Here is a 13,397-nt window from a genome sequence, read left to right as displayed (position 1 = left end):
GCGAGCCTGCTCGCGAAAGAGGGCCCTGAAGCAAAAACCCTTTTTTTGAACAAAACTGAAACCGGTTTCAGAGGCACAACAACAAAAGGTACAACAACAATGACCAGACCCCACGTTTCCATCAGCCTCTCCAGCTTCGGCGCCGACCTTGTGCGTCAACGTGGCCAAGGAAGCTTCATCGAACTGCTGGCCGCCGCCGGTGCCTCGCGCATCGAATGGCGCGAAGAATTGCTCACTACCGAACAGCCCGCTGAACTGGCCGCCGGTGCGCAAGCCCAGGGGCTGGCAAGTATCTATTCGTCGCCACTCGAACTCTGGCTGCCCGGCCAACCCAGGCCCAATCCCGCCCTGCTGATCGCCTTGCAACGTTGCGAAGCGTTCGGCTCGTCCTGGCTGAAAGTATCCCTCGGCCATTTCACCGATTCCCACGACCTCTCGGCCCTGGCGCCAATATTGGCGACTAGCGCGGTGCAACTGTTGGTGGAAAACGACCAGACCCTGCAGGGCGGACGGATCGAACCCCTGCAGCGTTTTTTCACGGCTGTCGAGGAGCATGGGTTGCCCGTTGCCATGACCTTCGACATCGGCAACTGGCAGTGGCAGGACCAATCGGCCACCGTGGCGGCGCGCCAGCTCGGGCGGCATGTGGCGTATGTACACTGCAAGGCCGTGGCCCGGCGTGACGACGGCAAGCTGGTCGCCGTGCCCCCGGCCCTGGCAGACCTGCACCTGTGGGAACAATTGCTCAAGCACATGCCGGTCGGGGTAATGCGCGCCGCCGAGTATCCGCTGCAAGGCGACGACCTGGCGCAACTGACCGCTGAACATGTCGCCACCCTGTCCCGCCTCGGACAATCGCGTCGGGAGAGTGCTCATGCCTGAGTTCGATGTATTGTCGTTCGGCGAAACCATGGCGATGCTGGTGGCCGACCAGACCGGCGACCTGGCCAGCGTCGACCAGTTTCACAAACGCATCGCCGGGGCCGACAGCAATGTCGCCATCGGCTTGGCGCGGCTGGGTTTCCAGGTGGCCTGGCTCAGCCGGGTCGGCGCCGACTCCCTGGGACGCTTCGTGGTGCAGACGCTGGAGAAAGAAGGCCTGGATTGCCGCCACGTGGCGATCGATCCGGCGCACCCCACCGGATTCCAGTTCAAGTCCCGCACCGATGACGGCAGCGATCCGCAGGTCGAGTACTTCCGTCGCGGCTCAGCGGCCAGTCACCTGTCGATCGATTCCATCGCACCGCCCCTGCTCCGCGCCCGTCATCTGCACGCTACCGGCATCGTCCCGGCGCTGTCGGACACGGCCCGCGCGATGTCCTTCGAATTGATGAGCCGCATGCGCGAGGCCGGCCGCAGCCTGTCCTTCGACCCCAACCTGCGCCCGAGCCTATGGGCCAGCGAAGCGTTGATGATCAGCGAGATCAACCGTCATGCCGCCCTCGCCCACTGGGTCTTGCCGGGGCTCGGTGAAGGTCGGTTGCTGAGCGGTTTTGACGACCCGGCCGACATTGCTGCCTTTTACCTGGACCAAGGTGCCGAAGTCGTGGTGATCAAGCTTGGCCCGGACGGCGCCTACTACCGCACCCAGCTGGACCAGGGATTTGTCGCCGGCGTGCCGGTGTCCAGAGTGGTGGACACGGTGGGCGCCGGTGATGGTTTTGCCGTCGGCCTGATCAGCGCGTTGCTCGAAGGCCGCGACGTCAGCGAGGCGGTACAGCGCGCCAACTGGATCGGCAGCCGCGCGGTGCAGAGCCGCGGGGATATGGAAGGCTTGCCGACACGCCAGGAACTACTGGCCGGATTTGAAACTGCCGATCGCGAGCCGGCCCGCTCCCACAAGTCCGGACGCTAGACCTGTGGGAGCGAGCCCGCTCGCGAAATAGCCACCGCAAACGCACCTGCTGAACAAAAACAACAAGCTCAGGAGTTACAACATGCAAACGCTCAACCTCGCCACCCGCCGCTGGTGGTACATCATGCCCATCGTGTTCATCACCTACAGCCTGGCCTACCTCGACCGCGCCAACTATGGCTTCGCCGCCGCGTCGGGCATGGCCGAGGACCTGATGATCACGCCGGGGCTTTCCTCTTTGCTCGGCGCACTGTTTTTCCTCGGCTATTTTTTCTTCCAGGTGCCGGGAGCGATCTACGCGCAAAAACACAGCGTCAAGAAGCTGATCTTCGTCAGCCTCATCCTCTGGGGTTCATTGGCGACCCTCACCGGGGTGGTGTCCAACGCGTACTGGCTGATCGTGATCCGCTTCATGCTCGGGGTGGTGGAAGCCGCCGTGATGCCGGCGATGCTGGTCTATCTGTGTCACTGGTTCACCCGGGCCGAACGCTCGCGCGCCAATACGTTCCTGATCCTTGGCAACCCGGTGACCATGTTGTGGATGTCAGTGGTCTCAGGCTATCTGGTCGAGCAGTTCGACTGGCGCTGGATGTTCATCATCGAAGGTCTGCCGGCGGTGCTCTGGGCCTTTGTCTGGTGGCGCCTGGCCGATGATCGCCCGGCCCAGGCCAAGTGGCTCAGCGACCAGGAAAAACATGATCTGGAAACGGTGCTGGCGGCCGAACAGGTCGGCATCAAGGCAGTGAAAAACTATGCCGAGGCCTTCCGTTCGCCCAAGGTGATCATCCTGGCCCTGCAGTTTTTCTGCTGGAGCATCGGCGTCTACGGGTTTGTGCTGTGGTTGCCGTCGATCCTCAAGGCCGGCCTGAAAATGAACATGGTCGAGGCCGGGTGGCTGTCATCGCTGCCTTATCTGGCGGCGGTGATCGCCATGCTGATCGTCTCCTGGGCGTCAGACAAAGTGCAGAAGCGCAAGCGTTTTGTCTGGCCGCCGCTGCTGATCGCCTCCATCGCCTTCTACGCCTCCTATTTGCTCGGGGCGGAACATTTCTGGTGGTCCTACGCTTTGCTGGTGCTTGCCGGCGCTTGCATGTATGCGCCCTACGGTCCGTTTTTCGCCATCGTTCCGGAAATCCTCCCGGCCAACGTTGCCGGCGGCGCCATGGCGCTGATCAACAGCATGGGCGCGCTGGGCTCGTTCGGCGGCTCGTACCTGGTGGGCTACCTCAACGGTTCCACCGGCTCCACCGGCATGTCCTTCCTGCTGATGAGCGGCGCGTTGCTGCTGGCGGTGGTGCTGACCCTCGCCCTCAAACCCGGCGCCAGTGACCGGGTCGTGTCCAAAACCGTGACGCCACAGCCGGCGCCCGTACGTTCCTGAATCGAGGCTTCCCATGAAAAAACACGTGGTGTTGTACAAAACGCTATCAGCGCAACTGATGGAGCGCCTGCAAGCGCAGGTCCAGGTCACCCTCATCGAACGCCTCGACGCTCAGGGCCTCGCACAACTGCGCGAGGCCCTGCCCCGTGCGCATGGTCTGCTGGGCGCGAGCCTCAGGCTCGATACGCCGCTGCTGGACCTGGCGCCGAACCTGGAGGCAATCGCCAGCGTTTCGGTCGGGGTCGACAACTACGACATCGATTACCTGAGCGAACGCCGGATCCTGCTCACCAACACGCCGGATGTATTGACCGAAACCACCGCCGATACCGGTTTCGCCTTGATCCTGGCGACGGCCCGACGCGTCGTCGAACTGGCCAATCTGGTTCGGGCCGGCCAATGGCAGCAAAGCATCGGCCCACGGCATTTCGGTAGTGATGTCCATGGCAAGACCCTGGGCATCGTCGGCATGGGCCGCATTGGCGAAGCCCTGGCCCAGCGCGGCCACTTCGGCTTTGGCATGCCGGTGCTCTATCACAGTCACTCGCCCAAGCCTGCGGTGGAACAGCGTTTCAACGCGCGCTACTGCGACCTCGATACACTGCTGCACGAAGCCGATTTCGTCTGCCTGACCTTGCCCCTGACGGCTGAGACCCAGGGACTCATCGACGCGCAGGCATTTGCACGGATGCGACCCGAAAGCATCTTCATCAATATCTCCCGGGGCAAGGTCGTCGACGAAGCGGCGATGATCGAAGCCCTGCGCAGCGGGCAGATCCGTGGCGCCGGGCTGGATGTGTTCGAACATGAACCCCTGAACCCGGACTCGCCCCTGTTGCAGATGGACAACGTGGTAGCGACGCCGCACATGGGCTCGGCGACCCATGAGACACGCGAGGCCATGGCGCGCTGCGCCGTGGACAACCTGCTGGCGGCGCTGGCGGGTGAGCGGCCGGTGAATCTGGTGAATCCGGGGGTTTGGACAGGCTGAGCGGTTTTCTCCACGTGGCGAGGCGCTCGTTTCCTCGCCACCGTTCTACCAATGCCGAAAATGATGACTGACTGGCGTTCCTCAGGCCCAGATCACGCTAATACTCTCGCCCCCTCTCCTTTCGAGAATGAGTAAACATCTCAACCCATTGAATTGGACGAGCAAAAAGAACAGTTTCAACAGCAAACCCGATTTCTTACAGGCGTGTCCTACTGTTCACCAAGACCAACCCTACGCAAGCATCGGAAGTTGCACCCTAGCCCATCCAAAAGCCTACTGTTATTAATTATGCACTTGCACATAACCGTGCAAGTCAGGTGATCGCGACGCGACACTGAGTCATTAACAGAGGAGTAAAACGATATGGGCAGTAAACGCTCTGAAATAAATACCTTTGACGGCCTGCCGCAAGCCATGGGCTTTTCCAAAGGACTTCTGGTAACTGAAGCAAACTTTTTCGCCTCTCTGACCAACTGAAGTCAATGATCGATCAAGTGCCCTAAACAGCGCCGAAAGGTTTATACCTTTCGGCGCTCAGCAAACCAGAGGTTGCCATGTCTGAACGAGAACTAACAGCTCCCGAAGCCTTATTCAACATCATGTCCACCCTTCACGCGCTAGATTTCCGAGCCGAGGCACGATATACAACTCCGTCAAGACTGGTAGCAACGGCGGAAATTTTTGATGGCAACAACAATTTCATTCAGTCAGGCGCGGGTAAAGGGCCGGATTCATTAATAGGTGCGCTGGCTGAAAGCATTGAACACTTCAGCACCTTTCAAACCCATGAGTCGACATCGCACCCGACCGACGATATTGTCACTCAGGAGGCAACTTCACACGACGGGTTCTTTATCGGACTTCCCCGCAGCGAGGAGCCGATAGATTGTTTCACCCTCACCTCACTGGACAAAAAAGAAAAGCTGATCGTGCCAAGTGCTCTTCTATGCCCCGCGGTGGCCCAAAACATCTCCGATCACGCTAGCCCCACCCTACAATTCCTGTCTCGTTACTCATCCAATTCAGGCATTGCTTTCGGTTGTACCGAAAACGAAGCGCTACTGCATGGTATCCAGGAAGTAATCGAACGACATGTGTTATCCCTTTTCTTCATGGCCGTATGCGAAATCGGCCCCAATATGCAACTGTACAACCCGTCGAAGAGTTTGCTGGCCACGGCGCTGTCAAACAACTCATCCGCCGTGGAGTCCGCCAATGCGCTCCAGATTATTATTGTGAGGGACGTATTATCCGTTTACTTTGCTGTTGCATTTCCAAAAGCGGGCCCAGGAGACCAGCACCTGTCGCCTATTGGCTCAGGTTGCTCGCTGGACATCTGCATCGCCATTCAGAGAGCGGTGACAGAACAATTCCAATCCAGGGATTTGTACGACGTTTTTGAAGAATCAACGGACAGAAAAACTTTCAACCTGTTATCACGCTCAGACAAGCTCAAAAACCTGATTGACTTGGCTCCGGTTAAAACCTTAAAGCTTCCTGAGCTTGACTGCCCGCCACATGACCACACCGAGTCCGTCTCCACACAGTTGGAAATCTTACATAATGCCCTGTCAGGTTCCGGCAAGAGAATATTCTACAGAACCGTAGCGCGCTACCCTAACAACAGCACCGTCGCTCAAGCCTATATCCCAGGATTAGAGCGCTTCAATATCATTCTAAATGGACGCCTTGTCGTGCCCCAGCACATATTGCGCAATTGCTGATCGCCGATTCCAAAAACACTCCCAGACGGTCGTATGCATCCCATGCACATTTTTATTAGAACTGCCTGCAAAAAACATACGACACTTCTGTTAACCACCATCGCAACAATAATAGCTCTCAAGCTAATTGCTCTCGCTCCGCCCTTGCTTCTAGGGACCATCGTCGACACCCTATATGGTAGAAGCGATACAACGGCCAACACATTGCTCATGCTTACGGCGGGCCTTGTCGCCGCCGGATGCGCTCAAGCAATTATCAGCCCCCTGCAAATCCATTTCCTGGCCAAGCTGGTTCAGCAGGTTGTCATGGCTGCGTCTATCGAGTGGCTGACAAACCTGATGCGCAAGGAATTCGCTCGATTCAACTCATGGCGAATAGGCCAATTCATAAAATCAGTCGAGCGCGGAATTACCGCTCACGAGCAGCTACTGACGTTTTTTGTCACCGTGGGGCTACCGTTGTGTCTGGAATTTCTTATCGTAGGCGGTGCGTTTTTTTACATGGGTGGCAGTGAGGTTTTTGCGGGCATGACCGGCTTGGGAATCCTATATCTGGCTGCCACTCACAAAATTATCAGATGGCGTAGAAAACACATTGATGCTGTCAACGAGCAGGAAGATGAATTGAGCGCTCATTTGTACAACACGCTCAATGCTGGCAAAGCAATAAAGCTGGAAAATGCCGAGTCTACCGCGACACAACCGTTAAACGAGGCCTTTAAAGGCTATGCCGATGCAGCAGTGGCCGCTGCAACCTCAGGCGGTTTTTTGAGTGCAGCCAAGATTCTGTTCGTCAGCCTCTCCACCGGCGTTTTGCTAGGATGGGGGGTTATTGACCAACTGTCGAATCAGCCAAGTATCAGCGTCGGGCAACTGGTCGCCATTTTTTCAATTGCCGGAAGCTACTTACTGAATATCGCAGCGTTGACGGAGGGCTATCGAGTAACGGATCAGTTTCTTGCCGATCAGCGCCGACTTCGAAGCCTGCTTTCGCTCCCGAACTTTGACCATTGCGATCGGAAATCGGAGGTTTCTTTTCGGGAATCATCCACACTGATTCTGCAGCCATGCGTCGTTACCGAAAACGACGACGTGCGTTTGTCGATTACGCAAGCGCTGACTTTCATGCAGAATCAATCAGTGGCAATCATCGGTCAGAGCGGTGCGGGCAAGTCTACTTTATTGGAGGTTCTCGCCGGTCTCGACCGGGAAACGCGAAATCAGCTCAGTATCGACGGCACCCCGATTTCCCTATTGAACCCTCGCGTTCATTTGAATGCGTTGAGGTACTGCCCTCAACAACCGCGTTTTTTGGAAGGTCCCTTTGAACGCTCCGTTCTATTCGGTGCTAAATCGTCGCCTCGCCTCGACCGGGCAATACGGCGGCTGCAGCTACAAACAATCGTTTCTGACCGGACCATTGGTGAGCACGCATCGAATATTTCCGGAGGTGAAGCCAAGCGTTTGTCGCTGCTGCGTCTTATCAACAAGCCTGGACGATTCAACTTGTTCGATGAGCCTAGTGCATCAATCGAGCCTGGGCTGACCAATGCCTTATGGGACCTGCTGTTTGATATTTTCGCAAAGCGCGGGCTGATCTGTGTTACCCATGATTTTGGTCATCTGTTGCGCTTTGATCGGGTGATTGTCCTGCACAACGGTGCAATCGTTGACGACGGACACTGGCAGGAGCTGGTCAACAGGCCAGCAATCAAATTGTTGCTTGATGACATCAGGACCGGACCCTAGCCGAAATACGGGAAATAGACCTGAACTCCAGCTTTCTCTAGAAGCTCGGCTCCCTCGTATTAGCGGTGGATCAGGCGACATGGAGGCTGAATGGTCGGCCGTCTTCGCGAGCAAGCTCGCTCCCACAGTGGGATCGGAACATAGCCGAGAGACAGGTCGGCCCTAAGGCCGCCTCGCGGTGGACGTTGATTTCGGCGCCCCGTTAACCACGCTGGCCGAACGCAGGCGTTGCGCAGTGGGCATCCCGGCATGGATGCCGGGATAGCCGCGCTGGGCCAGGGACGGCCCTTCGCGGCGGCCCACGGAGCAATGCCGGAGTGAGGGCACACCGAGCCTGAGCGAGGTGCCGAGTGGTGGGGCAAAAGCGTTTTGCTTACTTTTGCGCTTCATAAAAGTGAGCCGCTGTAAAAGCGGAACCATAAGCAGCCATTACCGCAGCAACGGATATGTACCCAGTCAACAAACCCCAGGCCAGCTGTCAGACCGCCATCGCGAGCAGGCTCGCTCCCACAGTGGGATCGGAGTATGCCGTGACAAACAGGCCGGCTGAATAAACCATCCAGGGTAGTTGTTTCCACACCACACCGAAGCCGATCACAAATCCGCACGCTCCATCAAAATCCCGTTAGTCGCCACCCCCCGCCATGCATTAAAGTATCGCCCCCAGCCCCGGCGTTATCCGAACGCCTGGGCCACCCTTTCCAGGAACAGTCACCGATGGAACATCGTGAAGCGCTGCTGGCGCTGCGAACCTTTCTTTCAACGCAGATTCTCGGCCAGGAAAAACTCATCGAGCGCCTGCTAATCGCCCTGCTCGCCGACGGCCACATGCTGGTGGAAGGCGCGCCCGGGCTGGCCAAGACCAAGGCGATCAAAGAGCTGGCCGAGGGCATCGAGGCGCAGTTCCATCGCATCCAGTTCACCCCCGATCTGCTGCCCGCCGACATCACCGGCACCGAGATCTATCGCCCGGAAACCGGCAGCTTCGTGTTCCAGCAAGGGCCGATCTTCCACAACCTGGTGCTGGCGGACGAAATCAACCGTGCCCCGGCCAAGGTCCAGTCGGCCTTGCTCGAAGCGATGGCCGAACGGCAGGTCAGCGTCGGGCGCAGTACTTATGAGCTGTCGCCACTGTTCCTGGTGATGGCCACGCAGAACCCGATCGAGCAGGAAGGCACCTACCCGCTGCCCGAGGCCCAGCTCGACCGGTTCCTGATGCACGTCAAGATCGGTTTCCCCGATGCCGCCGTGGAACGCCGCATTCTCCAGCAGGCCCGGGGTGAGGCGTTGAATGGCGAGACCAAGCCCGAACGTCGCGTGAGCCAGCAGGCGATCTTTTCCGCGCGCAAGGAGATCCTCGGCTTGTACATGGCCGACGCCGTGGAGGAATACCTGGTGCAACTGATCATGGCCACCCGCAACCCCGCCAAGTTCGACCCGGAGATGGCCGAGTGGATCGCCTACGGCGCCAGCCCGCGGGGCTCGATTGCCCTGGACCGCTGCGCCCGAGCCCACGCCTGGCTGGCCGGACGCGACTTTGTCAGCCCGGAAGACATCCAGGCCGTGCTGTTCGACGTGCTGCGCCATCGCATCATCCTGTCGTTCGAAGCCGAAGCCGCCGGCATCGACCAGGATCGGGTCGTGCAGCGGATTCTCGACGTCGTCGCTGTCGCTTGAGCATGCGTCATGAATAATCCCCTGGCGCCCGCACCGGGCATCCGCGTCAGCCTTTCGGAGCTGATCGAGATGCGCCATCGCGTGCGCGAGGTGCAATTGTTCTCGACACCGGGCCAACGCAGCCCGCTGATCGGCCTGCATCACTCCAAGCTGCGTGGGCGCGGGGTGGACTTCGATCAGGTGCGGGTCTACCAGGCCGGCGACGACGTGCGGACCATCGACTGGCGCGTCACCGCTCGAACCCAGGAGCCCCACACCAAACTGTTCCATGAAGAACGCGAACGGCCGATCTTCATCATGATCGAGCAAAGCCACCGCCTGTTCTTCGGTTCCGGGCAGGTCTTCAAGTCGGTGCTCGCCGCCCAGGCCGCCAGCCTTATCGGCTGGGCCGCGCTGGGGCACAATGACCGGGTCGGCGGCCTGGTGTTCGGCAATAACAGCCACTACGAGGTCAAGCCGCGGCGCAGCAAACAAAGCCTGCTGCAACTGCTCAACCGCCTGGTGCGCGTCAATCAGTCGTTACACACCGAAGGCGAGTCGGACCGCGACTCCTTCGGTGTCGCCTTGCGCCGCGCCCGGGAAGTCCTGCGGCCCGGCAGCCTGGCGATCGTGATCTGTGACGAGCGCGCCCTCTCCGACGGTGCCGAGCAGCAGCTGAGCCTGCTGTCGCGTCATTGCGACCTGTTGCTGCTGCCGCTGTCCGACCCGCTGGACCACGCCCTGCCCGCCGCCGGCCTGCTGCGGTTTGCCCAGCGCGGTGAGCAACTGGAGCTCGACACGCTGAACCTGGAACTGCGCCAGACCTACCGCGCCCAGGCGGAGGCGCGCCTGGAGCGCTGGGAAATGCTGGCGCAGAAACTGCGGATCCTGATGCTGCCCTTGAGCACTCAAGGCGACATGGTCGAACAACTGCGCGAGTACCTGAACCCCAAGCGCCCAGGGAAAACCCGATGAGCAGCCTTGATCAGCTGCAACCGCTGATGGCGCCGCCGGCCATCGGCTTCTGGCCGCCCGCGCCGGGCTGGTGGTTGCTGCTGGTATTACTGCCATTGCTGGGCCTGGGCCTGTGGCACTTGCGCCGGTTCATTCCCGCCAAGCGCACCCAGGACCGCGCCGAGCAACCTCTGGATCCGGTGCGCCTGGCCGCGCTGGCCGAGCTGGCGCGGTTGCCCAAGCCCTACGACGGCGCGCCGGCCGGGGCCTGGCTGCAGCAACTCAACGGGCTGCTCAAGCGCCTGTGCCGCAACCATTATCCCTACAGCCAGAGCCATACTCTCAACGGGCGCAAATGGCTGGCCTTCCTCGACAACCGCTGCCCGGCCGCCGGCCTGACCCGCTGGATGATCCTTGTAGAAGGAGCGTACAAGCCCGAATGCAAGCTTGACGACAAAGCCATCGCCGGCCTGACGCAAGCGGTCGAGACGTGGATTCGCAAACATGTTTGAGTTCGCCTGGCCGTGGATTTTCGCCCTGCTGCCGCTGCCCTGGCTGATGCGCAGGGTGCTGCCCGCAGCAGACAGTGGCGAACCTGCGCTCAAGGTGAGTTTTCTCGAAGACCTCGAAGGGCTGGTCGGGCGCCGGGCTCGAGCCAATCTGCCGACATGGCGCCAGCAGGCGCCGTTCATCCTGCTTTGGCTGTTGCTGCTGATCGCCGCCGCTCGTCCGCAGTGGCTGGGCGAGCCGTTGCCGATTGCCGCCAGCGGTCGCGACCTGCTGGTGGCGGTGGATGTCTCCGGGTCCATGGATTTTCCTGACATGCAGTGGAAAGACGAGGACATCAGTCGCCTGGCGCTGGTCCAGCACATGCTCGGGGACTTTCTCGAAGGCCGGGAAGGTGACCGGGTCGGCCTGATTCTGTTTGGCAGCCAGGCCTACCTGCAGGCGCCGCTGACCTTCGACCGCCGCACCGTACGCCACTGGCTCGACGAGGCGCGCATCGGCATCGCCGGCAAGAACACGGCGATCGGCGATGCGATTGGCCTGGCCCTCAAACGCCTGCGGCAACGCCCGGCCAACAGCCGCGTGCTCATTCTGATTACCGATGGCGCCAATAACGGCGGCGAAATCGACCCGCTGACGGCCGCCCAACTGGCCGCCGATGAAAGCGTGAAAATCTACCCGATCGGCGTGGGTGCCGATCCGGAGCAAAGTGGCACGGCTGGCTTTCTCGGTGTCAACCCAAGCCTGGATCTCGATGAAGCGACACTCAAAGAAATCGCCCAGGTCACCGGCGGCCGGTATTTCCGCGCCCAGGATGGCGAGCAGTTGCTGGCAATCAAAACCACCCTCGACCAACTCGAACCAGTGACCCAGCAGCCGACCCAGGCCCGCCCCGCCCAGGCGCTCTATCACTGGCCGCTGACCGTTGCCTTGCTGTTGAGCATGTTGCTGGTGGTTCGTGAGCGCTGGCCGGACAACCCCTTGCAACGCCTGTTCACCCAGCCGTTGTTCCAACCGTCGCAGCCCTCTGAATGGCGCCAGCGGCTCAAGCGCCTGCGCCTGCGGAGGCGCCGATGATCGCGCTCTGGCCGCATTGGCTGCGTCCCGCTTTTATCTTGCTGCTGCCGCTGTTGGGCTGGCTGCTCTGGCAACTGTGGCACCGACAGAAACGCGTGGGCCGCTGGCAGATGATCCTGCCCCCGGCGTTCCATGCCGTGCTGCTCACCGGTGGCAGTGGTCGCGAAAGCAAACTGCCATGGATCGCCCTCGGGCTGGGCTGGCTGCTGGTGGTGCTGGCCTTGCTCGGCCCGAGCTGGACGCGGATCGAACAGACCAGCCAGAAACCCGCCGATCCGCTGGTGGTGATTCTCGAACTGACGCCGGAGATGCTCGCCACCGACGTCCCGCCTACGCGCCTGGAACAGGCCCGGCGCAAAGTGCTCGACGTACTGCAGAACCGCAGCGACGCGCAGACCGCGATCATCGTCTATGCCGGCAGCGCCCATACGCTGGTGCCGCTGTCCGACGACCTGGCCACCAGCGCCAACCTGCTCGAAGCCCTGGCGCCGTCGATCATGCCGCAAGGCGGTCACCGTGCCGACCTGGCCGTCAACAAGGCCATGGCGTTGCTGGACCAGGCCGGGCTCGGCCACGGCCGGATCCTGTTGATCGGTTCATCCCTGAACGAGCAGGAACGCCTGGGCATAAGCCAGAGGCTCGACGGTTCCGCCACACGTTTGCTGATGCTCGGCATCGGTACGCGGGAAGGTGCGCCCGTGGCCCAGGAAGACGGCAGTTACCTGAAGGATGCCCAAGGCGCGATCCTGGTGCCGCGCCTGGACAGCCCAAGCCTCAAGTCATTTCTCGATGAGCTGGACGGCCGTTACCGTCCCGCGCACCTGGACGACAGCGACCTGCGCAGCCTGGGCCTGCTGGACGGTCCGCGCCGCCTGCGCAGCGATGGCCAGAAATTGCGCCTGGACAGCTGGGCCGACCAGGGTTATTGGTTGCTGTTGCCGCTCTTGCTGCTAGCCGCCTGCGCCGGGCGTCGGGGCTGGCTGTTCTGCCTGCCGCTGCTGTTTGCGCTGCCGCAGACCGGCCATGCCTTCGAATTCGAGGATCTGTGGCTGCGCCCCGATCAACAGGGCCAGCACCTGCTCAAGCAGAAACGCCCGGCCGAGGCTGCGACTCGCTTCGAGGACAGCCAATGGCAGGGTGTCGCCCTCTACGAGGCCGGCCAGTACAGCGAGGCCGCCCGGCGTTTCGCCGAAGGCAACGATGCCCGCGCGCATTACAATCGCGGCAATGCCCTGGCCCGCAGCGGCGAACTGGAGGCCGCGATCGATGCCTATGAGCAAGCGCTGGAGTTGCAGCCGGACCTGCGCCCGGCGCAGATCAACAAGGCCTTGGTGGAAAGCCTGCTGAAAGAGCAGGCTGCACCACCGGACACCGCCAAGCCCGACGAAAACCAGGACCCCGCGCCCACCGAGCAGTCGCCCGATACCGATACACCGAACCAGTCGTCCGAGCCGGGCCAGCCTTCTGCCGAGGCGCCAGCGACGCCGGAGCAATCTCCGGCGT

General features: G+C 60.8%; 11 protein-coding genes. All 11 read left to right on the top strand.

The annotated features are described in order from the left end of the window. Window positions 1-99 precede the first annotated feature (99 nt). Window positions 100-882 carry an AP endonuclease gene (locus tag ACE04F_RS24510; RefSeq protein WP_486110283.1) on the top strand — a complete coding sequence of 261 codons (783 nt, stop codon included), beginning with the start codon at window positions 100-102 and terminating at the stop codon, window positions 880-882. After that, complete coding sequence (locus ACE04F_RS24505; protein WP_486110282.1) at window positions 875-1,855, top strand: sugar kinase; 981 nt, start codon at window positions 875-877, stop codon at window positions 1,853-1,855. The genes ACE04F_RS24510 and ACE04F_RS24505 overlap by 8 nt, the downstream gene beginning before the upstream one ends. An 82-nt stretch (window positions 1,856-1,937) precedes the next feature. Next, a complete protein-coding gene (locus ACE04F_RS24500; RefSeq protein WP_486110281.1) occupies window positions 1,938-3,236 on the top strand; it encodes an MFS transporter in 1,299 nt (432 codons plus the stop codon). 13 nt (window positions 3,237-3,249) lie between these two features. Further along, window positions 3,250-4,227, top strand: a complete 978-nt coding sequence (locus ACE04F_RS24495) for an NAD(P)-dependent oxidoreductase (RefSeq protein ID WP_486110280.1) — start codon at window positions 3,250-3,252, stop codon at window positions 4,225-4,227. Window positions 4,228-4,781: 554 nt separating this feature from the next. Further along, window positions 4,782-5,951: a YcaO-like family protein gene (locus ACE04F_RS24490; protein ID WP_486110279.1), complete on the top strand. Its 1,170-nt coding sequence runs from the start codon at window positions 4,782-4,784 to the stop codon at window positions 5,949-5,951. Between the two features lie 42 nt (window positions 5,952-5,993). Then, on the top strand, window positions 5,994-7,700 hold the full coding sequence (locus tag ACE04F_RS24485) for an ATP-binding cassette domain-containing protein (protein ID WP_486110278.1): 1,707 nt from the start codon (window positions 5,994-5,996) through the stop codon (window positions 7,698-7,700). A 717-nt stretch (window positions 7,701-8,417) separates the two neighbouring features. Then, on the top strand, window positions 8,418-9,377 hold the full coding sequence (locus ACE04F_RS24480) for an AAA family ATPase (protein ID WP_039589986.1): 960 nt from the start codon (window positions 8,418-8,420) through the stop codon (window positions 9,375-9,377). A 9-nt stretch (window positions 9,378-9,386) separates the two neighbouring features. Beyond that, window positions 9,387-10,331: a DUF58 domain-containing protein gene (locus tag ACE04F_RS24475; RefSeq protein ID WP_486110277.1), complete on the top strand. Its 945-nt coding sequence runs from the start codon at window positions 9,387-9,389 to the stop codon at window positions 10,329-10,331. Then, window positions 10,328-10,822, top strand: a complete 495-nt coding sequence (locus ACE04F_RS24470; protein ID WP_486110276.1) for a DUF4381 domain-containing protein — start codon at window positions 10,328-10,330, stop codon at window positions 10,820-10,822. The genes ACE04F_RS24475 and ACE04F_RS24470 overlap by 4 nt, the downstream gene beginning before the upstream one ends. Continuing rightward, window positions 10,815-11,894, top strand: coding sequence for a vWA domain-containing protein (locus tag ACE04F_RS24465; protein ID WP_486110275.1), 1,080 nt, complete (start codon window positions 10,815-10,817; stop codon window positions 11,892-11,894). The genes ACE04F_RS24470 and ACE04F_RS24465 overlap by 8 nt, the downstream gene beginning before the upstream one ends. Further along, a partial coding sequence (locus ACE04F_RS24460; protein ID WP_486110274.1) for a vWA domain-containing protein occupies window positions 11,891-13,397 on the top strand: 1,507 nt, incomplete at its 3' end. The genes ACE04F_RS24465 and ACE04F_RS24460, both read left to right, overlap by 4 nt.

The sequence above is a fragment of the Pseudomonas sp. AGC41 genome (genome assembly GCF_057334555.1).
This window is presented reverse-complemented; position numbering and strand designations above follow the sequence as displayed.